The organism is Sphingobacterium sp. UBA5789, assembly GCF_002418355.1.
Classification (GTDB): domain Bacteria; phylum Bacteroidota; class Bacteroidia; order Sphingobacteriales; family Sphingobacteriaceae; genus Sphingobacterium.
In genome coordinates this window covers 170,072-194,153 of the sequence record NZ_DIDX01000006.1, presented here as the reverse complement: position 1 = coordinate 194,153, position 24,082 = coordinate 170,072, and the positions used below count along the sequence as shown (strand labels likewise).

The window sequence follows — 24,082 nt, the reverse complement described above, 5'->3', positions numbered from 1 at the left end:
GGGACTCAACAATATCAATTAAACCTACCGATTAAGAACAAATTTTATGAAAATTAAATATTTACTTTTCCTCTGTTTGATAAGCTGCTATCTGCATTCATTTGCCCAAAAAAGTCTGGTATTGACGGGAAATGTAAAAGATCAGTTTGGAAAAGCTGTTTTAGGAGCAACCATATTTGTCGAGAATCAGGAAAAACGAAATCTAAAAGGATCCTCATCAGATGTCAACGGTTTCTACCGTCTGGAAATACCGGATCAGGACAATCTGACTATTGTATTTTCGAGTATAGGATATAAAACCCAGCGTGTCGCTTACCGTAAGCAGAAAGTTCTCAATATGAGCTTATCAGATGATGAAAACTCGCTCGATGAAGTTATCATCAGTAAAGAAAAACCGGCAGACAAAAATGCAATGGGAATCAGCTACCGTAATCAGGTCTCCGCTACAGAACGCTTTGATATGAAAGAATTGGAAATGATGCCCTTTGCTTCTATAGAATCAGGTCTGCAAGGGCGGTTAGCGAATGTTGATATCATAGCAAGTGCAGATCCTGGTGCAAAAAGTTCCATTCGTATCCGGGGTACATCTTCCCTGAATGGCAACTCTGAGCCTCTGATTGTTGTAGACGGAGTGCCTTATCCTACTCAGATATCGGATGATTTCAATTTCTCTACAGCTAATGATGAGGATTTCGGAGCTTTGGTCAATATCTCACCTAACGATATCGAATCCATAGAAGTGCTCAAAGATGCAGCAGCTACTGCTATCTGGGGTTCTAAAGGAGCAAATGGTGTGCTTCTCTTTAAAACTAAAAAAGGAAGGTCAGGAAAAACGCAGTTTGCTTTTTCCAGTAAAATAGATGTTAAGAAAGAGGCTTCTACTATTCCGATGCTCAACGGTTCACAATACGTCAGTCTGATACAGGATGGGGTATGGAATACCGTCAATGATCTGGGATATCAGAATTCAACAGCCTATCTCAATCTGTTATTCAATACCAATGAGATCAAATTTGATCCTTCATGGGTGTATTTTGATGAATATAATCAGAATACGGATTGGGTAAAAGAAGTCTCGCAGGTTGGCCATTTTGAAGACAATTCACTTTCTGTCAGCGGAGGCGGAGATAAGGCTACCTACCGTGTATCTTTAGGTTACCTCAATGATATCGGTACTACAAAAGGAACAAAATTCAATCGTTACAATTCTCTTGTGAGTGTGAACTATAAATTCTCCAACAAGCTGAATGTAAATGCAGATATGTCTTATTCCCTGAGCGACCGTAATAGTTTCTGGACAGAAAACAAGTTGGCAACACCTAGAGGAATGGCAATGACCAAAATGCCTAATATGAGTCCCTGGGTTATCGGTGAAAACGGATTGCCAACGGATCAGTACTTTACGCCAAGACAAAATTTTCAGGGGAGTTATACAACAGATAAAAGCTACAATCCTGTAGCCATGGTCAACGAATCCGTCAACAATACTAAGGGTGAGCAAGCCCGTGTGGTTTTCAGATTGACATATGATGTATTAAACGGACTTCAGTATACTGGTACAGTCGGTTTTGATACCCGTTCTACCAAAAACAAAAAATTTCTGCCGCAGTCCGTCACCGGTGTGATCTGGACAGACCCATACTTTAACAGAGGTTCGGATATGATCTCTGATGATCTGTACCTCAATACAGAAAACAAATTTATCTACAACCGCACATTTGCAAAAGATCATCAGGTCATTCTGAGCGGACTCCTCCAGACTAATGAAGCCCGTCGTTTCAGCTATGCAAGTGAGACTTCCGGTAATGCATCCTCTTCTCTGAGTGATCCGACCGCAGGAGCATCTGTATTATCCATGGGTTCGGGCAATACCCTTACGCGTAATCTTGGGGTAATTTCTAACGGACACTACACCTACAAAGGAAAATATATCATCAGCGGAGGATACCGTTGGGAATCTAATTCCAGCTTAGGTAAGAATCAGCGTTGGGCCGGATTCCCTTCGGTCGGAGTTGCCTGGCAGGCCGGAGATGAAAAATTTATTCAGGATCTGAATATTTTTCAAACGGCCAAATTCAGAGTTAGCTGGGGGCAAAGCGGAAATGCACCTTCAGGGGCATGGCCATATTTAGGCGTATTCAAACCGATCACTCCAGGATATATGGATATGACTGCGATTTCACCTTCTTCCATACAACTGGAAAATCTGAAATGGGAAACTATCACCAGTACAGATGTCGGGGTTGATTTCTCCCTGTTCAAAAACAAACTGAATATCACCGCGGAGTGGTATCACCGCCGTACGACAGACCTGTTGCAAAAAGATGTGGAGTTACCTTCATCGACAGGATTTTCACAGATCAGTTATTTCAATTCCGGAGAATTGACCAACAAAGGGTGGGAGATTATGTTTAATTATGACGCTATCCGAAAAGAAGACTTTCAACTTTCCTTTAATATCAATTTTTCAAAAAACAGAAATGAAGTGGTCGAACTTCCTGAAAACATGCAGTTCGAAAATTACGAATTTGGAAATGGAAAATATGCACATAAGATCATTGAAGGCAATCCGATTGGCTCATTTTACGGATACCGTTATCTCGGAGTTTATCAAAATCAGGATGAAACCTTTGCCCGTGATTTGAGTGGTAATATTATGTATAACCTGAATGGAGAACCTGTCGTCATACAGAACGGACCCCGTAAAGTATATGCCGGAGATGCAAAATACCAGGATATAGACGGAAACGGAGTTATTAATCAGTATGATATTGTGTATCTGGGCAATGCAATGCCACTCTTTACCTCAGGAGCAGGATTCAATGTGGGATATAAAAATTTCTTGCTGACCACCTTTTTCCATGGTCGTTTTGGTCAGAAAGTCGTCAACAGCACCCGTATGGACACCGAAAATATGAGAGGTACGGGCAATCAAAGTACCGCTGTGCTGAGACGCTGGAGACATGAAGGAGATAACACGGATATACCTCGCGCACTCTATGGTGAAGGATACAATTATCTGGGATCAGACCGGTTTGTGGAAGATGCATCTTATGTACGTCTTAAAACGGTTTCACTACGGTATTCGCTGCCCAAAACGTTGGTCAGACGATATGGTCTGAGCAGATTTGATGTTTTTGCTACTGTACAGGATTTGTTCACGTGGACCAAATATTCAGGACAGGATCCTGAGGTCTCCTTGTCCAGTAACATCTATATGTTGAGTCAGGACAATGCGAGTACACCACGTCCGCGCAGATTTGCGATGGGTATATTATTAAACTTTTAATGTATAAATCATATGAAAAGGATCATTTTTATTCTTTTTGCCTTTATAATAACGTTCAGCAGTTCGTGTAATAAATGGTTAGATGTAAAACCGGAAAACGAACAGATCAGCGATTCCTACTGGTCCAATAAAGAAGAAGTAGAAGCGGTACTCGGAGCAGCGTATGTAAAAATGCAACAGTCTGTACAGTTAATGCTGGTCTGGGGAGAAGCCCGTGGAAACGGATTGTCATTAGGCGGTTTTATTAATAACGATCTTCAGCGTTTCAAATCGTTCGACGTTATTCCTTCCAATTCATTTGTGAAATGGTCAAACTTCTATAGCATTATCAATTATGCCAATATGGTTATCCGTTACGCTCCGGAAGTCGTGGCAAAAGATCCCTCCTTTAATGAAGCAACTATGCGGTCTTACCTGTCAGAAGCCTATTATCTCAGGGCTTTAGCCTATTTCTATATTGTGCGTAATTTTAAAGATGCTCCATTGATTCTGGAACCTTATATGGATGATCAGGCTTCTTTTGAAGTTGCGACTTCTACTTCTGCTCAGATTTTCACACAGATTATTTCCGATTTACAGCAATCTATCGGTAGCAGCAAAGAATTTTGGCCAACAGTATGGGAAACCAAAGGACGGGTAACTAAATGGACTGTTTATGCCACATTAGCCGATGTATACCTTTGGACAGAGCAGTATGATCTGGCCATCGAAGCCTGCGATAAAGTATTAAACTCCGGACGTGTAGGTCTTATTCAGGGCAAAGTAAATACAAAAAATAACTGGTTTACCATATTCAGTCCGGGCAATTCAAATGAAGGTATTTTTGAAATTCAGTTTGACTTTACAAAAAATCAAACCAATGGCCTTATCAGTTGGTTCGGTTCTTCTTATAACTGGATTATTTCTCCGCTTATGGTGGCCAGATTTCAGCAGAATCCGGACGATATACGTGGTCTTGCTGCCTCTTACTCCGGTGTCGATTTCAAGGTCTGGAAATATCTGGGTTCAGAAGGTGGAACTGCTATTCCACGTCAGAATAACGACCAGAACTGGATACTCTATCGTATGGCCGATATCTATCTGATGAAAGCAGAGGCATATGTGATGAAAGGAGCCAGCCATTATCAGGAAGCACTGGACCTGGTTTCAGCAGTACGAGCCCGTGCGGGAATCACTCAACCCCTCTCTATTTCCTCTAATCAGTTGGAGATGCTGAATATCGTATTGAATGAAAAAGCACTCGAATTTATAGGTGAAGGAAAGAGATGGTATGATCTACTCCGTGTCGGCAAGAGAAATAATTATGAGTATAAGGATTACCTTATCGAACAAGTGCTCTTGGGTACAGCAGGAGGCTCATCTCCGATAATACGGTCCAAATTATTAAATAACAATTCACACTACCTGCCGATTCATATTGACGAGTTGAAATCGAATCGCTTACTGGTGCAGAATCCCTATTACGATAGCTTAAATTAACCAACTATGAAACGAATTTATAACTTACACCGAATCATACAGGCATTCTTGCTGTTGTTTCCGCTGTTGCTGGTCAATAGCTGTAAAGATAGCTTTGAAGATAAAACCTTCACAGCTTATGATGAATTCCCGATTTCAGTATATCTCAAGCAGCACCCGGATCAATTCTCCCGCTGGGTAGAAGTCTTGAATCAGGCGGATCTGTACAATACACTTAATCTGAATGCAAATTATACCCATTTTGTGCCCTCTAATGAAGGTGTTGACCGCTATTTAAAAGCCAAAGGTTATGCAAGCGTGCAGGATATGTCGAAAGAAGATGCGGCTTATCTGGTCCGCTATCACCTGATTGCAGGAACTGTTATTGATCTGGGACAGTTTCAGAGTGGAGCAATTGACGAACTCAATGAAACGGATGATAACCTGAGTATAGAATTCAGAGGGGGAGGACTGGAAGCCGTATATCTTAACGGACTTTCCCGGTTTAAAAAATTTGATGTAAAAGCAACCAACGGAATTATACATGTTATCGAAGATGTATTGACGCCGTTGACAGAAACGATCATTGACCGTCTTCAACAGGACAAATTCAGTATCTTCTATGAAGCAGTGAAAATGGCCGGTTATGAAGAACGTTTGAAAACAGTATATACACCTTCCACAGATGAACAGGGTAACCCTATAGAAATCCGGTACCGTTATACTGCATTTGCAGTCTCCAATCAGACTTTTGCTGCGGACAATGTGAGAAGTATCGCTGATCTTATTACTAAGTTATCCGCCAGTAATGGACTGCCTTATACAGATGTAAAGAATCCCCTGAATCAGTATGTCGCTTATCATCTTCTGGGTCAATTGAGAGATTATGCCAGTCTGGGTCAGTTCCCTTCAGGACAGCGTAAGATGAATATCAACACATTAGCAGACAAACAACTCATCAAGATGTCGGAAGGACAGGGAGAATTACTGTTGAACAGTAATGCGGCTAATACTACAGGAATTAAATTTTTAGAGTTCAATGTGCTGTGTAAAAACGGAGTATTACATGAAGTGAATAACTGGATGCCGGTGTTTACACCGGAACGGGTATCCGTGATCTGGGAATTGTCCGACTATCCGGATATAGAAGCCAATGTAACCCAGTTTAAGAAACCAAATCTGAGTGCACAGTATAACAAAACATTTATTACCGGAGACCTCAAGAGTATTATCTGGAGTGCACGCCCGGAGACCCGAAGCAATGTGTTGATCTACCGTAACAGCCGACCGGCAGATGGTATTTATTACAGTGAAGTGCTGAATTACGATCATCTGCGCGTTACTCTGGGAGAGTCAGGCTGGATAGAAATGAACAGTCCTGTAATCGTAAAAGGTAAGTACAAAGTGACCTTCTTCTGGCCAAGCCCTATTCAGGCAACGTCCACAGGAATCTGTTCATTTATTCTGGATGGGGCGCTGATGAGAGAAAAACATACTATTAGTAACACACGTACAGACAGACAGCTGGAACAGTCTCTCGGCAATGTCACTTTTGAAGAGACAACATCTCACAAACTGCGTATACTTTCATTAGATGGAAAGCTGATTACGCTGGATTATATACGATTTGATCCTATAGACTAAATATTACAATTATGAAAAGATTAATTTTTGCTCTTATAGCAGCAGTGCTCTGCTTTTCGAGCTGTAAAAAAGCCTGGGACAGCCATTATGGAACATCAGAAGGAACGACTACCGTATCTCCTTTAAATCTTTTGGACTACCTGAAATCAAAACCGGAGTATAGCAAATTTGTAGCAAAATTAGAAGAAGCCGGGTTGGCACAGGAGCTGCAAAGAGACCAGTATCTGACTGTATGGGTGGTAAATAATGAACAGATGGACCGTCTGGCACAATTAAATCTGGATGAAAAGTATGTGATGGGTTACCATATGAACAATCTTACCTATGATGTCTCTAAACTTAAAAAAGGATTACGACTGAAGACATTGAATGGAAAATACCTGTCTATTAATCAGGATGCTTCAGGTAAATATCAGATAGGAGATGCAGTTCTTGTCAATGGTAATCAACTATGTAAAAACGGAGTTGTGCATGAGATTAATGAACTCATGAAACCGGATGTAAGTATCTATGAATATCTGGAAGGACTGGGATCTGATTATTCCATTATCCGGGATACCATTCTGCGACTTAATGATACCATTTTTGATCTGGCCAACAGTATTCCTATTGGCGTGGATCCTACCGGGAATACTGTTTATGATTCAGCCTACGTGATCAAGAATCCGATTTTTGAAAAAGCAAATATCCGTTCAGAATTTGTACAAGTCAGTATGTTTCTGCCAAGCAATCAGGTGCTGAACAATTGTTTTAATGATTTGAGAAGTCTTTATGCTCAGTTTGGGAAAACATTTGAAGAGGATGATTATCTCAAAGCTATGTCCTGGATCAAAGAAGCTATCTTTTATAATAAACTGGTCGATGATTATGGCAGTGAAGAAAATATATATTCGGCTTTCAACAAACTGTGGAAAACAAGTGTGCAGCAGGTAAATCCGGCTTATAAACGGATGAGTAACGGCAGAATATTTGAAATCTCGAAACTGAAAGTACCTAACAATGTACATATCGACATGATCAAACAGTTTTTTCATTATTGGGAATATGTGCCGGATAATGAAAAAGCAAATCTGTTTACAGTACGCAATGCGACCAGTGTTGTCCCGACAGACCGCGATAATGCAAGTTTCCCGACACTGGGACTGGAATACAAATACCGTACACTGGTTCTGAAAGGGGAGAAAATTGCAGGAGCACCGCTTTCTATAGACTTCACACCAGTAATGACTGTACGCAACAGCGACGGATCTACCGGTTATAAAGTGGTTGAAGTTCCTCCCGGAGAATATAATCTGTATATGGGATTCCGCTCCACCACACATCCGTTTGTAAACATCTATATCGATGGTAAACTGATTAAAAGCGCACTCAACGTAGAACCTTCCACACCATGGAACTATGATCGCTCAACCAATACCGTCGGTAGTACCAAGTATAACGGATGGGGAGGATTAGTAGGGCCTGTCATTATAGATGGTACTCAGGTGAGACGGTTTAGAATAAAAGTAGAATTTGCCGGACTGGGTAAAGGAACGGCTGAACAAATGGATTTATATCATTGGGCGTTGATTCCCACACAAAACAATTATTAAAAGAGTAAAGCAGTTTTATAATGTTTTTAAAGAATGCTTATTGAATAGTTATGATAAAAAGGGTGAATATATTATATAAAATTTTGCTTGTAAGCTCGGTTATAGGTTTGTGTAGTGCAGAGCAGGCTTTTGCACAGCGGGTAATAAAAGGAAAGGTACTGAGCTCCTATAATAATGCTGCAGTAGCGAATGCAATTGTTTCTATAAAAAACAGTGCCACCTCTGCACAAACCAATAAAAACGGAGATTTTTCATTGAAGGTCGACGATGTCGGTACTTCCGCCCTTATTACAGTATGGAGTCCCGGATTTCACGAACTGCAGGTCAGTACACTGAAGCGGGATTCTATTGTGGTGACATTGGTCCCTGATACACGTTTCAAATTTGATGAAGTCAAAGAAGGTATTTTTGCCAATAAAGGAACATCCATTTTATATAATCAGGATTTCAAGGATGGCGTCTATAATATTGAAGATGTAATAGCCGGTGAATTTTCGGGATTGAATGTAATTAATAAAAGTGGAATGCCTACAGAGGGAAGCGTGCTGAACTTTCGTGGGATAAGAACTTTAACTGCAGATAATTCACCCCTCATTATTCTGAACGGGATGCCATATTTTCCGGATAATGAAACATCTACTATTATCGGAGGGTATTCCAGAAGCGTATTTAATGCTATCAATCCGCAGGATGTCAAGAGTATCAGATTGCTTAAAGGTCCGGAGGCTGCCGTATATGGATCATTAGCATCCAATGGCGTTCTCCTTATTGAGACCTCATCTGCAGATGATCTCGAAACAGTTATTGAATTCAAAGGAAACTATGGTATAGGATATAATAACAAACGTATACCGGTACTGCAGGGGAGTGATTTTAAAAACTTTATCGGAGATGTAGGAATGTCTCAGTTTGCGGATATGAATGATATGATCAGCTACTTTCCGTTTTTAAGAGATGACCCCAACTACTATTACAATTTTCTGTATAATAATCATACAGACTGGCAAAATGAGATCTATACTCCCGCATTCGTTACGGATAATCACCTTCGTATCAAAGGGGGGGATGCTATTGCCAAATATGATCTGTCTCTGGGGGTGATGGATCAGAATGGAACATTGGACAACAGTAAATCTACACGCTACAGTACCCGCCTCAATTCAACGCTTACCTTAGGCAAGAAATTTGACCTGTCGGCGAGTGTAGCATTGACATATGCGACGAATAAACTGCATGAACAGGGAATGCTTCAGGCGACTAACCCTATGCTGGCGTCGCTTTATCAGGCACCGATACTCAGTCCTTACAGAAAAGATGACCGTAACAACATATTGCCGGATTATGATATAGTCAGACAATTCAATGTGTCAAATCCATTGGCTCTGCTTAATACAACAACCATCAATTCGGATATCTATGATGTATTTGTCAATGCGGGTGTTAAATACAAAGCTACTCAAAACATAAATGTATACGGTACATTCGGATTGTTCTCCAGTTATAACAGACAATCTACCTTTATACCCGGATTGTCCAGCCGTACCATTCTGCCCCTGGAAAATGGCGTAGCACTGAACTCCGCTCGTTCCGGATCGGGTAAGAATTCCAATATCTATTACAAGATAAATGCAGATTACACAAAACAACTGGATGAATCCAATATTCAGGCAGGTGTAGGATTTCAGGGAATGATCACAGATCGAGAATATGATGCGGGATTCGGGCGTAATACCAGCTCCGATTTCTATCGTACGCTCAATTATGTGAATGCTGCAGGACGTGCTTTTGATGGCTATAATGAGTCCTGGAACTGGATGAGTTTTTATGGTTTTGTGCAGTATGACTGGCGGAATTTAGTGAAAGCGTCGACGTATCTGTCAACTGATGGTGCATCCTCTACAGGAGTAGATGTGAACCGTTTCGGATTTTATCCCGGAGTTGATCTTTCATTTTTGTTATCAAATACAAGTGCATTTAAAGATATCGCCAATCTGGATCTGCTGACACTGAATGCGGGATATTCCAAAACAGCTAACAGCAGATATTCATCCAAACTCAGTCAGGCCTACTACAGCAGCCAGATTTATCGTCAGCTGTCAGGTATCGTAGTCGGGAATATTCCCAATACATCCTTAAACAGAGAAGATGTCCGAAACTGGGATGTCAGTCTGATTGCAAGTTTATGGAAAAAAAGATTGAACTTAAGTGCCTCTTACTACCATACTACAGCCAAAGATGTTGTACAGGCCGTTCCGGTCACACCCATTGCTGGTATCGAAAATATGTATGTCAACGGAGCAACTCTGCTCAATACCGGATTCGAGTTTGATGCCAACCTCACACTTATAGAGAAAAAAGATTTCGGATTTACGATAGGTGGAAATCTGAGTACCTTAAAAAATGAAGTGAAAAGCCTGAATAACATAGACCAAAAGATCACTGCCGCCCCGTATGGCATGACCCTGATCACACAGGTCGGAGGCTCGCCATATGATTTTTACGGTTATCAGTTCAATGGTGTCATCAGTAATTCGGCAGAGGCTTCACGTCTTAATCTGACAGACTTCAAAAACCTCCCTTTCGAAGCCGGAGATGCTATCTTTGAAGATATTAACAAAGATGGAATCATTGATAAGGATGATCGTAAGAGTTTGGGGAATGCATTACCTAAATTTTATGGGTCCGGATTTGTAGATATAAGATTCAAAAAACTAACCTTACGCGGATATGTCACTTTCTCTAAAGGGAATAAGATGTATAATGCAGTTCGCCGCAGCCTGGAAGACATGAGTAGCTATAAGAATCAGTCTACCGCTATCCTCAACAGATGGCAGGAAGAAGGTCAGATGACGACAATTCCCAAAGCAACTTATGGAGATCCGATGGGTAACAGTCGTTTTTCAGATCGCTGGATTGAAGACGCTTCCTATCTGCGCCTGAGTAATGTAGTTCTGAAATATAATTTTGGAGCTCAGAAATTCAAATTACTTAACAATACCGAAATCTATATTTCCGGGGAAAATATCTATACCTGGACCAAATATCTGGGGCTCGATCCTGTGACAGCCTATAGCTATGATATCAGTCTGTTAGGATCCGATTATGGTAAAATTCCTTTACCACGTACATTTAAATTAGGTGTTAACCTGAAACTCTAATCGTTGAAGAGATGAAGAAAAATTATTTGAAAATAACAGCAATCTGTGCAGTCTTATTTTTTACAGGTTGTTCAAAATACTTTGAAGTAGATACCAATGATATCCTGAAAGACGAAGATTATGTGGGTAATGCGAATGAGCTCTATTCTGGCTATATGGGAATAGCTGCAAAAGTTCAGAAAGTTGCTGATCAGGCTGTTTTTCTGGCTGACCTGCGTACCGATCTGCTGGAACCTACAAAAAATGCTCCTCAGGATCTGTGGGATCTCTATTACTATAGGGAAAAACAAGGTAATGAATTTGCCAATCCGAAAGGATTCTATGATATTATCATCAATGCAAATAATTATCTGGCAAAAGTTATAGAATACCGTAAGAAAAATCCAAAAGCAATAGAAGAAGCACACTATAATTCTATTATATCCGGAGCGATACGATTCAAAGTCTGGTCATATCTTATGATCGGAAAACTCTATGGAAAGGCAGCTTACTTTGATGATAAAAATCTGGATATTAACAAGGTGGGAGAAATTCCGGTACTGACATTAGACCAGCTGATTCCCAAACTGATTGACCTGATGGAGTCTGGTATCGAAGGAGTGAATGGCAAAAATGTACTCGTGTGGGGAGATGTACTCTTTCCCGGGGTCAATGCGTCCGAACAGGATCTGGTGTGGAACATGATTTGTCCATCCCCCGAACCATTGTTAATGGAGCTGTATCTGTGGAATAAAAATTACAGTAAAGTGGTAGAGGTGGGTATGCCGTTTATATACGATAATGGAGGAGGTCGCTACAAAATAGGTAACGATGATTATAACGGAGAATGGATTCAGTTTTTCAGCCGTAGTCCGGTTACAAAAACCAGAGGGCTGATCAATGTGGTGCCCTATGATTTTGAACGTAATCAGACGAATAAATTAATTTCTTACTTTTCTAATACACAGCCCTCTGTATATTATCTGAAGCCAACAGAGGTGGCGATGAACCGTTATAAAAAACAATTACGCTATGACGGTAATACACTTGGAGACCTGTACCGTGGAGAAAATTACACCTATTATTTTCAAAATGGTGAATGGGTAATCCGTAAGTTTTCAAGAGACAGGGAAAGTGCTTCAGAAATCTATAAAAATAATGTGCATATCGTCCTTTACAGAGATGCAGATGTTCACTTTTTTATGGTGGAAGCACTCAATAATCTGGGAAAATTCAAAGAAGCAGAAGCTTTTCTAAATGATGGAATAGAATTATACCTGTCCCGTAATGCAAACAACCTGCAGTATCCGCTGAACAATACCGTATGGAATGTGGCTTTAGCAAAAAACTGGGGTATCCGCCGTCGGGTTAATCTCTCTCCCGTATACCCAGCAGGACTTTCGAAGGATAATCTGAATACTCCTGAGAAGATAGAAGCCTATAAGAAAGCTGTAGATGATCTGATTATTGAAGAAACATTAATGGAAAGTGCCGGAGAAGCAAAAGCTTATTTTGCGATGATACGGATCGCCTCCCGCTGGAATGATCCGGCTATGCTCGCAAACAGAGTCAGCGAAAAATATACCGGAGCATATCAGCAAACCTTTAAACAGCATCTGATGAATCCTGTCAATTGGTATGTAAACTATCCATTGTAACAACAGAAACACACATTAAGCAGCATATAAACAATATTTATTCTAATTCTTTAACCTGAAAACAATACAACCAAAGAGAGACCTGCCAGGAAAGAAAGAATGCAATAAGTGTTCTTGGGGGCTCTCTTTTTGTTGTTAAAACATTTAAAATCAATCATTACCGGTATATGTAAATGCCGGTCTGTAGATATTCTTATCTATATTTCTTCTGTTTAGCCCTTCCGGTTTCTGCCTGTTTGAAATACGTTTCAGGATAGGTCAGGATAGTTGTGCTTTTTGGTTTTACTAAGTTTGGATTAACCAATCTATAATTTCGTAATGGAACCAACAAGTATAAACCGGAGTGAGGTCGTGTATGCTGATAATTATAACCGTCAGTACCCTTTCCCCTTTTCTTATTATTAAAATATAACAATGAAACAGCAGCTGATGTTGATTTTTCATTGTGCTGACAGCTAATGCCTTATCAGGATATATGTAATAAAATAGAATAGCGTAAAATAAAAGAGCTATATTTTAGCTCCTACAGAAAAATAGAAACCGTATACCAGCTTATGAAAAATATGCTTTTTTTAAGAGCGATCTTATGTGCCTTTCTTGCGTTTGTAATGACAGGAATAAGTGTTGCACAAACTTCAGATATTGTTACAGGAAGGATTGTCGATGAGAATAATCAACCCATCGGAGGAGCTACTGTTGCCGTAGTAGGCACCAATGTAGCTGTCACGACGGGCAGGGACGGCAAGTTTTCCATTCAGGTAAAACAAAATACCAATCTCCGATTTACATACGTAGGATTTGAAACAAAAGATGCTGTAGCCAATACACAGAGTCCTATGGAAATTGTATTGCAATCTGCCAATAATGAACTCGATGAGATTGTAGTCATCGGTTACGGTACAGCCCGTAAACGGGATCTCACAGGAGCTGTCGGTACAGTAAAAAACAGTGATATCCGCAATGTACCTGTTACTACAGCTGCACAGGCTATTACCGGTAAAGTGGCAGGGGTCAATGTGGTGACACAAAGTGGCGCTCCCGGAGCTGCAATTAATATTACTGTAAGAGGAGGAACTTCTATTACCGGATCGACCACGCCACTCTACATTGTCGATGGTTTTGTGATGGAAGATGCACTGATGAAGATCGATGTAAATGATATCGAAAGTATTGACATCCTCAAAGATGCATCAGCCTCAGCAATCTACGGTTCCCGCGGAGCTAACGGGGTTATCCTGATCTCCACCAAATCAGGAAAAGCCGGACGTACCAATATTGATTATAACGGATATGCAAGTTTTGAAAAGCTCAGCAAAAAACTGGACTTACTGAATATTGAAGATTATGTGAAATACCAGTATGAATTTCAAACATTAGGAGGCAAACAGCAACAATTTGCCAATATGTTTGGAGGAGATGTCAATGCTGCAGATTTTGCTTCAGGAGCGTATGCAAGAATCCAGCGTGATTACGGGAGCAGACCGGGCATCGACTGGCAGGATGAGGTGTTTGGAGGACAGGCGATTTTACAGAATCATAATCTGAATATCAACGGAGGTAATGAAAAGACAAAACTCATGCTGACCTTTAATAATACCAGTCAGGATGGTATTCTGGCAAAATCCGGGTTTCGCAGAAACAGTGTTCGTGCAAAAGTAAATCACGAACTGTTAAAAGGTGTGAATCTGGACTTTAACTCCCTGTTTCAGGATGCCAATACCGACGGTGACGGCTCTTTAGGAGGCATGCTAAAAATGTCTATTCTTCAGCCTGCAACCGGTGGAATCCGTTTCACAAATGAGCAATTAATTAATTCGGATATAGCCGAAGATCTTCAGGCATTGGATTCGCAATACGATATTTATAACCCGATTATTACAAATGACGCTATTACCCGTAACAAAGTAGCCCGTTTAGCCAATCTGAATTTAGGGCTTACAGTAAATTTTCTGGAAAATTTCACTTTTAGAAGTTCAGGCGCATATCAGTGGAATCAAACCCGTAAAGATTATTGGGATGACGGACGTACCGTCACCGCACGCAACAATGGAGGGCCGTACGGAAGCCGTTCCAATGCAGAAGGCTATCAATGGCAATTGACCAATACCTTGTCCTGGATTAAAACATTTGGTAAGCACAATCTTAATCTATTGGCAGGACATGAGATTCTGTATTCCAAGGATCTGAGTGTAGGACACACTTATTATGGATTCCCTTCCAGTAATTTTGGTTTGAATGATGTCTCTTTAGCATCCCGTATCGAAAGAGCGGATACGGATGAAGGACGATACGGTCTGGTTTCAGGTTTTGCACGTGCTATGTATAATTATGACGATCGTTATTTAGTAACCGGAACGATCCGTGCAGATGGTGTATCCAGATTCAGAAAAGGAAATCAGTGGGGTACTTTCCCTTCCGTGTCTGCAGCCTGGAATATTCATAACGAAAGTTTTATGAAAGATGGTAGTTTCTTTAATCAGTTAAAACTCCGTGCGGGATATGGGACTACCGGAAATGATAAGATCAGTAATACCAGTTATGCGACACTTTACGGATCCACAGTCGTTGCTGTAAATAATACGCAGGTTATTGGTCTCAAGCCAGGTACAACATTAGGAAATCCGGATCTGGTATGGGAGAAAACACAGACCAGTAATATCGCATTGGATATGTCATTCTTAGATAACAGAGTCAATCTGACAACAGACTTCTATAATAACGAGTCCAAAAATCTGTTGGTTCGGGCCAATATTCCTACATCAACAGGTTACTCGTATCAATTTCAGAACATAGCTGCATTGAGAAACAGAGGAGTGGAAGTAACATTGAACACGGTTAATATCAAGAAGGCAGATTTCCAATGGCAGACCAGTTTTAATATTACATTCAACAAGTCCAGGACAAAAGCTTTATTCGGAACCAGTGGCAATGATTATCTCATTACAAATCTGAGTTCAAGAGTTGACTTTATGACGCAGGTAGGGGAGTCTGTCGGTAAATTCTACGGTTATAAATATGATGGCGTATATACAACAGATGATTTTAATCAGAATCCGGACGGATCATACAGTTTAAAAAATGGAGTCGCTTCCCTGAAAGGCAAGAACCGCGCAACTATCAAACCGGGAGATGTCAAGTATTTGCCAACAGCAGGAGAAACGGATGCTAACGGCAACCCTGTCTGGTCTACTAATGACAGAACAGTTATTGGTAATCCTGAACCTAAATATTTCGGAGGTATGAACAATGCTTTCTCTTATAAGAATTTTGATTTAAGTGTATTTGTGAACTTTGCCTATGGTAATCAGGCGTTCAATATGAATACACAACGCTTTATGGGGCCATACCTGCCGAATCAGAATTCACTATCTGTAATGGCTTCCCGGTTTACACTTATAGATCCGGCAACAGGATTAGAAACCAAAGATCTGAGTCGTCTGGCAGCATTAAATCCGGATCAGCACAGTAAAGATCAGGTCTGGAGTCTCAATTCAGGGAATAATATAGCCATTAGTGATGCCCTGGATTACTATCTGGAAGATGCTTCATTCCTACGGATCAATAATATTACGTTTGGTTACACTTTACCGGCTACGGTTTCCAAAAAAGCATTTATCAATAAATTACGTGTTTACCTGACATTGAATAACATCCATACGTTTACCAAATATTCCGGATATGATCCAGAAGTATCAGCAAGTTCTTCTATCCTGACAAGAGGAGTGGATAACTCAGCTTATCCTAGAGCAAAAAGTGTGGTAGCAGGAGTTAATTTAACATTTTAAGATTTAGCGTCATGAAAAAATTAGTCTATATAATCAGTATCTCTGCGGCATTATTCTCCACTTCATGCAAAGATTGGTTAGATCTGCCTTCACAAAGTGATTTTGATAGTTCCAATATCTTTGAAAATGTACCCCGTGTCGAGATGGCGGTATTAGGAGCATACACCAGTACATTTAATAACGAATTGTATTATCAGTTTGGAATGGGTACGGACGAATGCTTCTCTACAGAGGGGGAAACAAATTCCAAAAATCAAGTCTCCAATTATGTTTATAATCCGGCTACAAGTCCTTCTTCTACATATACAGCTATGTTTTCGGGAGTAGAGCAGGTCAATGTGATCATTCGTAATATCCCGTTGATGACAAATGTTGCGGAATCTGAAAAAACCAAGCTGAATATGCTGCTTGGAGAAGCTTATGCTATCCGTGCAAAAAATATGCTGAATGTAGTGCGTTATTTTGGAGATGTACCTTATCCCAAGATTCCGGTGATAGAAGCCGATAGTTATGCCTCTTCACGTGTGAGCAGAGACACTATTATGGACGGATGTATTGAAGATCTGCAAAAGGCAATAACACTACTGCCCTGGAAAAGTGAATCAGGAGTGACCTCAGAACGTATCACGAAAAATGTAGCTTATGGACTTCTGGCGCGTACAGCCTTGTATGCAGCCGGTTATTCGTTAAGATGGGATCTGAATTCCTATTCACCGGGAAGTGTACAACTGGCCAGAAGAGCAGATACACAACGTATTCAACAGTTGTATCAGATCGCACGGGATGCCTGTGAAGAAGTAGTGAAAAGAGGTGAAAATGATCTTATAGATTATGAAACGGTTTTCCGGGATCTGATCAATGGTCGTTACAACAGAGAATCCATGTTAGAATATGGTCAGTTAGGTTTAGACCGCAATGAGGCACAGGTAGGATACACCAATGGAATCTTTGCGCACCAAAATTCATTCTATGGCAAGGCTCAACCTGCAATGGCCGTTCTTCCGACCTACTATTTTGATTTCAAAGAGGGAGATAGCCGCAGGGATGTCGCGATCAGTAATTATGCTATTACAGCAGACAATCTGCATCAGATGAATACATATTCCAGCAATACTATTGGCAAATTCAGAGTAAACTGGAAATCTGAAAAAGGTCCTGCGGTTAATAAAAGAGATATCAACTGGATAGAACTGCGTTATTCGGATATATTACTGATGTATGCTGAAGCTGAAAATGAACTGAATCAGGCACCTACAGCTACAGCGAAGCAAATGTTGGAAAAAGTCAGATTAAGAGCTTTTAAAGGTGATGCCGGTAAAATCGGAACGACACCAGCCTCTTATCAGGAATTCAAAAACGCTATTATTGAAGAAAGAAAACTCGAGCTTGGATTTGAAGGATGGAGAAGAACAGATCTGATCAGATGGGGTATTTTATTTGAAAAACTTACAGAAACCAAACAACAAGTGCTGGATCTTGCCGGTAAAAAGGGCCGTTTTGCAAATGTAGATCTGTACAGAGCCTACAAAAAAACCTCTGCAACCACGTTCAACGATCCTTTGGTTGCATGTACCTATATTTCTTTCAAAGCAGCACCTACCGCCACAGAAAGAACCCAGTTGCAAAATGAAGGATATACAATCCTGGAAATGCACAGCAATGTTGCGGCGTTCTTTGCCAATGCGCTTACACCAACAGCGACATGGGTAGGTAACCTTTACAGAGGATTGGAAAAAAATAAAGTAGAACTTTTCCCGTTGAGTACCAAGACTATCGATGATAATCCGGGATTACGCGGACAGCAACACCCGCTTTACTAATGCTGAACATGAAAATTGCTGTTTTAAAATATGTGCTGATCTGCCTTGCATTTGTCCTGTTGGATATTTGCAAGGCAGATATCAGGCTGCCTGCACTTCTGTCTGACAATATGCTTTTACAGCAAAGTACGAAGGTCAGACTATGGGGAAGTGCGGACCCTGGTGAGCAGATAACGGTAACGCCATCCTGGACGAAAGAAACTGTTAGAACAATTGCAGATCATGCCGGGAAATGGATGCTCACGATACAAACACCAAAAGCCTCTGGCAAAACATATGAATTACTGTTTAAGGGAAACAACGAGGTCAGTATTCGTAATATACTGATCGGTGAGGTCTGGCTCTGTTCGGGACAGTCCAATATGGATTTTCCGGTAGCAAAATCAACAGGCTGGAGAACTGGAATTCTGGATGAAGAGCAACATATGAAAGAAGCAGATTTTCCGGAAATCCGTTTATTTCATGTCCGGCAGGCCTTATCCCCTAAAGGGCCTTTAGAAGACTGTGAAGGAGAGTGGATGATTTGTAATCCGGATAATTTAAAAGAATTTTCTGCTGTAGCTTTTTTCTTCGGTCGTAAAATATACAGACAGACCAAATTGCCTGTAGGATTGATACAGACAACCTGGGGAGGTACACATGCAGAGTCCTGGACGCCAATGTCATCCATGCAGCATAACCCCGTGTACAGTGCATTGATTGAAGAACAAAATAAAGCGGAGCAAAGCTATCCACAGGACAGCCTGGTCTATCAGAAAGCATTTAAGCATTATGAAGAGGCAAAAAGTAAAGGACAGCAGCTACCAAAAAAACCAAAAGAACCTCTAGGAATATACCACAATAAGGCACTGGCTACACTATGGAATGGAATGGTCAATCCCCTTGTCCCGTATACTATAAAGGGAGTAATCTGGTATCAAGGAGAATCCAATTCCGTCAGATATCAGGACTATCAGCAGGTTTTCAGCAATATGATTCAAAGCTGGCGGGAGGCATGGAAACAAAAAGATATGCCTTTCTATTTTGTGCAGATCGCTCCGCACTACAAACAGCCACCGGAGATCAGAGAAGCACAACTGAAAACCTGGCAGGCGGTGCAAAACACAGGCATGGTCGTCATTACCGATGTAGGAGATTCTACGGATATACACCCCCGCAATAAACAGGTGCCCGGAGAAAGATTGGCGAACTGGGCTTTAGCTAAAGAATATAAGATTCCGGTAGCGTATTCAGGACCATTATACAGGAAAAAGAAAATACAGAAAGATAAGGTCATTCTTACTTTTGATTATGCCAGCAAGGGATTCTTATCAGACAGCAAAGAAATTAAAGGTTTTGAAATTGCCGGTGCAGATCAGCATTATTATCCTGCTACCGCTTCAGTTCAGGGAACTCAGCTGCAGGTAAGCAGCGAACAGGTCAGGCAACCCCTATATGTCCGATACGCCTGGGGGAAATATAAGCCCGGAAATCTTTACAATGCAGAGGGCTTGCCTGCAAGTCCATTTCGTACAGATAATTAAAAAACAAACTTATGAGTAGAATAGGAATGTATTTGCTGATCGTATTATTGCTGGCAGGTTCTTTTGTTTCGGCACAGAAAACGTATCAGAAATTTGCGGATTCAGAGATAAAAAGATTTCCCCAAGCCTGGCAGCTGGATCATGGCAAACGCCTTTACTTCGGATATGGACAGGGCCTTGCCTGTCTGGCGATGTTAGAGGTGTGGAAGGCGACTAAGGATAAAAAGTATCTCGATTATGTAGAAAAATGGGCGGATACGATTATCAATGAAAAAGGAGAGATTCACTTGTATAAAGTCGAAACCTATAATCTGGACTATATCAATCCGGGAAAGATTCTTTTTGAACTCTATAAACAAACACATAAAGAGAAGTATAAGTTAGCTATGGACCGGTTGATTCATCAGCTGGAAGTACATCCCCGCACATTAGAAGGTGCATTCTGGCACAAGCTGACTTACCAGCATCAGATCTGGTTAGACGGTTTGTACATGGCTTCCCCTTTTCTAGCGCAGTATGGAAAGGAATTTAACAGACCTGAACTGATCGATGATGCCATTAACCAATTCCTGATCTGTGCAAAACATACCTATGATCCGGCTACAGGATTGTACTATCATGGTTGGGATGAGAGCAAACAGCAACGATGGGCAAATAAAGAAACAGGTCAGTCGCCAAGTTTCTGGGGCAGAAGCATAGGTTGGTGGTTTATGGCATTGGTAGATGTATTGGATTATGTGCCTGCCGATCATCCTAAAAGAGCGGAATTATTGAAAATAACAGATCAATTGTCCGCCACGCTGGTAAAATATCAGGATACGCAGGGACTTTGGTCTCAGGTCATTGACAAGAGTAAGCAGGAGGGAAATTATCAGGAATCGTCAGTCTCCGCTATGTTGATGTATGCTTATGCTAAAGGAGTCAATAAAGGATATATCAATTTGCGTTATAAAGCAATTGCTGAAAAGGCCTATAAAGGCTTAATGGAACAATTAATCGTTACAGAGCCCAATGGTAATCTTACATTGACCAAATGCTGTGCAGTGGCCGGTTTAGGTGGGAATCCTTACCGGGATGGTAGTTATTCTTACTATATTAATGAGCGTATCCGGGATAATGACGCTAAAGCCAACGGGCCTTTTATCATGGGCTGCGTAGCCTTGAATAAATAAAAAAACAGGGGTGATTATCATTGATAATCACCCCTGTTTCAGTCAATACTTTATATAGACCTTATTTTTTAAGTTGAAGAGGATATTGTTTCATAATACCTGATACAACTTTTGGAAGTTTATTGATTGCTGTTTCCGGATTATCGATTTCATTAGAACCTCTCGCCTGCCACACCACAGTATTTGTTTTTCTGTCTATCGCTTCGATAATCAGGTGGCTGTAACGGTAACGTTCTTTTCCGACAGGATAAGAATATCCGCCATACAATCCCCATGGTCTGTAGAATCCCCAGGGACCACCCCAGCCCCAGCCCCAGCCCATTCCCCAATAAGAGCTTCCGTATACCAGACGGCTTTTATTGTTGACGATAGTGACATAACGAAACAAAATGTCAGGATTTTCTTTGCTGTAGGTAAGGCCTCTAGCTTCGATCTCTTTATTTGCCGTACTCATAATATTGCTCTTCGCAATATCATTATTATAGTAGTTTTTTGAAAGAGAATCGATCGGAGGTAACCATCCGTAAGTTTTGTATTGACTGAAATCTAAGTCTTGTACTCGCGTCGTATTGTACTTATACGAAGAACAGGATGCAAACACAATAATGAATCCTAAAGCGAGGAAATATAATAGCTTTTTCATAATAATAACACTCAAGTATCTGTAAGACAATCTTAGTCTTAAAAGGTTTAATTATAAACGATTAAAAAGAATATTTTGCGACAAGAGGCATAGATCTTCCGCTTCCGAATGCTTTCGGACTCACCCTTAAAATAGGAGGTGCCTGAAATCTTTTGAATTCAGCATTGTTAACCAGTTTGCTTATCCGAAGAACCAATGCCTCATCAAACCCTGTTTTCACCACTTCTGAGCCTGATTTTTCCAGTTCGATCAGCTGATATAAAACAGCATCCAGTATATCATAGGGTGGTAATGAATCCGAATCTTTCTGATCAGGACGCAATTCTGCTGATGGTGGTTTGACAATAGTATGCTGTGGAATAATCTCCCGTTCTCTATTGATATATTTTGCCAGATCGTAAGCCTGAGTCTTGTAGACATCCCCGATTACACTGATAGAGCCTGCCATATCTCCGTATAATGTTCCATAGCCAACGGCTGCTTCACTCTTATTGGATGTGTTGAGTACAATATGGCCCAGTTTGTTTGAGATGGCCATCAAGAGAGTTCCTCTGGTACGGGCCTGTATATTTTCTTCTGTTGTATCCGGCTGTAATCCTTCAAAAGCTATACTAAGCGTACCTTCAAAGGCCTGTGCGACATCCTTGATCGGAATAATATGATGTTGACAACCCGTATTTTTCACAAGATCCAAAGCATCTTTGAGCGAATGATCTGAAGAGTAAACGGATGGCATCAATATAGCCAGAACGTTTTCTGCTCCGATAGCTTCGCACGCCAGAGCAGCTACAACTGCAGAATCCAGCCCGCCCGAAAGACCCAGGGTTGCTCTTTTAAATCCGGATTTCTGAAAGTAATCGCGCAATCCAAGGATCAGTGCTTCATGGATCAACGCAATCTCAGCATGCTCGCTTGTTATTGAGCTGTTTGCAGATATTAAATCGCCTTTTTCTAATGTTATAACCTGCAAATCTTCTTCAAACTTTCCAAGTTCCTGTACAATCTCACCACTCTTATTCAGTGCCAGCGAGCGTCCGTCAAAGATAATATCCATATGAGCACCGACCTGATTGACATACAGTAACGGGCAATTAGCCCGTGCTACCTGCTTGCGCAATACCGTTAACCTATTTTCAAAGTGTGTATACGAAAACGGAGATGCAGCTATATTCACGATCAGGCTGGGGTTTTCACGAAGCAATTCTTCCATAGGATCACCGACATAAGAATTAGAACTGTCATCATCCCAGAGGTCTTCGCATACCGTAAGGGCTATAGTTTCTCCCTTAAATTGGAAGCAGTTAAAATGACGGGAAGGTTCAAAATAGCGATATTCATCAAATACATCGTAGTCTGGCAATAAACCCTTTTTACTGATATGTGATACTTTACCATCTGCTATAAATACAGCACCGTTATAAAGTGATTTTCCCTCAGGATCCGTATTGCGTACCGGCGTACCAATAATGCAGGCAATATCATGACAATGTGAAGCGATCAGGTCGATTGCATCAGCACAGTTTTGGATAAATACGGCATTGCGGAGTAAATCCTTGGCCGGATATCCTCCGATAGCCAGCTCCGCAAAAATAATCAGATCTGCCTGTTGTTCTTTTGCCTGGGTAATCGTATGTATAATCGCAGAATTGTTTTTTTCGAAATTCCCGATGTGATAATTCAGTTGAGCTAACGCTATTTTCATAAAATTGAAAGATCTAAAAAAGTAAACCGAGGTTTAAACCTAAATATGAAGCTTTTGGTTTTCCCTCATTAAAAGCTTTAGTAAAGCCATTGTTATAAGACAGCCCGGTAATAATGGAAAGATTATTATCAAATCTCCATTCCAAACCTCCTCCGATCAGTAAACCCAGTCTCAATAAGCTGGAACCATCCACTCCGGTAGACTTGTCTGTTCCGTCAAGAGACTCTTTACTGGAGACTTTTATACCAGTTGTAAAACCAAACTGCCCGTAAAACCGACGACTGTTTATATCAGAAGTCTTCATCTTCAAAGTCAGAGGAATCTCTGCATATTGTAAACGGACGTCCTTGTTTGGGAAAGAAGAATTCTGCGGGTATTCCAACCTGCCTTTGATGGTATTAATCTGCAAACCGGTTGAAAAATAGTAATTGCGGGCGAAGCCGATGTCGGCAATAAGTCCATAGGAAAATCCGGCTTTGGATTTTCCGTCTACATTGCTGTCTTCATCAAACCGGAACAGGCCCATATTTGGATTTACAGTAAGACCTAATGAGATATTTCTATCTCCATACCCCTGAGCAAATGCTCCGGAGCTACATAGAACGAATAAACTGATCAGTAAGTAACGGAATGTAAGTGTCATATTCAATACGGAGTCG

Annotated in this window: 13 protein-coding genes; 10 read left to right on the top strand and 3 right to left on the bottom strand. The window is 40.9% G+C overall.

Translation table 11 applies throughout. From position 1 onward, the window contains the following. Nucleotides 1-46 precede the first annotated feature (46 nt). From B4B65_RS17035 to B4B65_RS16990, 10 genes are all read left to right on the top strand, one after another. On the top strand, nucleotides 47-3,289 hold the full coding sequence (locus tag B4B65_RS17035) for a SusC/RagA family TonB-linked outer membrane protein (RefSeq protein ID WP_293917186.1): 3,243 nt from the start codon (nucleotides 47-49) through the stop codon (nucleotides 3,287-3,289). A gap of 12 nt (nucleotides 3,290-3,301) precedes the next feature. After that, nucleotides 3,302-4,768, top strand: a complete 1,467-nt coding sequence (locus B4B65_RS17030) for a RagB/SusD family nutrient uptake outer membrane protein (RefSeq protein WP_293917184.1) — start codon at nucleotides 3,302-3,304, stop codon at nucleotides 4,766-4,768. A gap of 6 nt (nucleotides 4,769-4,774) precedes the next feature. Then, nucleotides 4,775-6,391, top strand: a complete 1,617-nt coding sequence (locus tag B4B65_RS17025; RefSeq protein WP_293917181.1) for a fasciclin domain-containing protein — start codon at nucleotides 4,775-4,777, stop codon at nucleotides 6,389-6,391. Nucleotides 6,392-6,402: 11 nt separating this feature from the next. Further along, complete coding sequence (locus tag B4B65_RS17020) at nucleotides 6,403-7,983, top strand: fasciclin domain-containing protein (protein ID WP_201680668.1); 1,581 nt, start codon at nucleotides 6,403-6,405, stop codon at nucleotides 7,981-7,983. A 62-nt stretch (nucleotides 7,984-8,045) separates the two neighbouring features. Beyond that, complete coding sequence (locus B4B65_RS17015; RefSeq protein WP_293917178.1) at nucleotides 8,046-11,141, top strand: SusC/RagA family TonB-linked outer membrane protein; 3,096 nt, start codon at nucleotides 8,046-8,048, stop codon at nucleotides 11,139-11,141. Nucleotides 11,142-11,152: 11 nt separating this feature from the next. Then, a complete protein-coding gene (locus B4B65_RS17010; protein ID WP_293917175.1) occupies nucleotides 11,153-12,778 on the top strand; it encodes a RagB/SusD family nutrient uptake outer membrane protein in 1,626 nt (541 codons plus the stop codon). Nucleotides 12,779-13,332: 554 nt separating this feature from the next. Continuing rightward, on the top strand, nucleotides 13,333-16,563 hold the full coding sequence (locus B4B65_RS17005; protein WP_201680665.1) for a SusC/RagA family TonB-linked outer membrane protein: 3,231 nt from the start codon (nucleotides 13,333-13,335) through the stop codon (nucleotides 16,561-16,563). 11 nt (nucleotides 16,564-16,574) lie between these two features. After that, nucleotides 16,575-18,383, top strand: coding sequence for a RagB/SusD family nutrient uptake outer membrane protein (locus B4B65_RS17000; protein ID WP_293917171.1), 1,809 nt, complete (start codon nucleotides 16,575-16,577; stop codon nucleotides 18,381-18,383). 8 nt (nucleotides 18,384-18,391) lie between these two features. Then, on the top strand, nucleotides 18,392-19,906 hold the full coding sequence (locus B4B65_RS16995) for a sialate O-acetylesterase (RefSeq protein WP_293917168.1): 1,515 nt from the start codon (nucleotides 18,392-18,394) through the stop codon (nucleotides 19,904-19,906). A gap of 11 nt (nucleotides 19,907-19,917) precedes the next feature. After that, nucleotides 19,918-21,078, top strand: a complete 1,161-nt coding sequence (locus B4B65_RS16990; protein WP_293917166.1) for a glycoside hydrolase family 88/105 protein — start codon at nucleotides 19,918-19,920, stop codon at nucleotides 21,076-21,078. A gap of 61 nt (nucleotides 21,079-21,139) precedes the next feature. On the opposite strand, the gene B4B65_RS16985 is transcribed toward B4B65_RS16990, so the two are convergent. The 3 genes from B4B65_RS16985 to B4B65_RS16975 form a co-directional block, all read right to left on the bottom strand. Beyond that, nucleotides 21,140-21,721, bottom strand: coding sequence for a DUF4136 domain-containing protein (locus B4B65_RS16985; RefSeq protein ID WP_003000704.1), 582 nt, complete (start codon nucleotides 21,719-21,721; stop codon nucleotides 21,140-21,142). A 61-nt stretch (nucleotides 21,722-21,782) separates the two neighbouring features. Further along, a complete protein-coding gene (locus B4B65_RS16980) occupies nucleotides 21,783-23,423 on the bottom strand; it encodes an NAD+ synthase (protein WP_293917162.1) in 1,641 nt (546 codons plus the stop codon). A 13-nt stretch (nucleotides 23,424-23,436) separates the two neighbouring features. Next, on the bottom strand, nucleotides 23,437-24,066 hold the full coding sequence (locus B4B65_RS16975) for a porin family protein (protein ID WP_293917160.1): 630 nt from the start codon (nucleotides 24,064-24,066) through the stop codon (nucleotides 23,437-23,439). Nucleotides 24,067-24,082 lie beyond the last annotated feature (16 nt).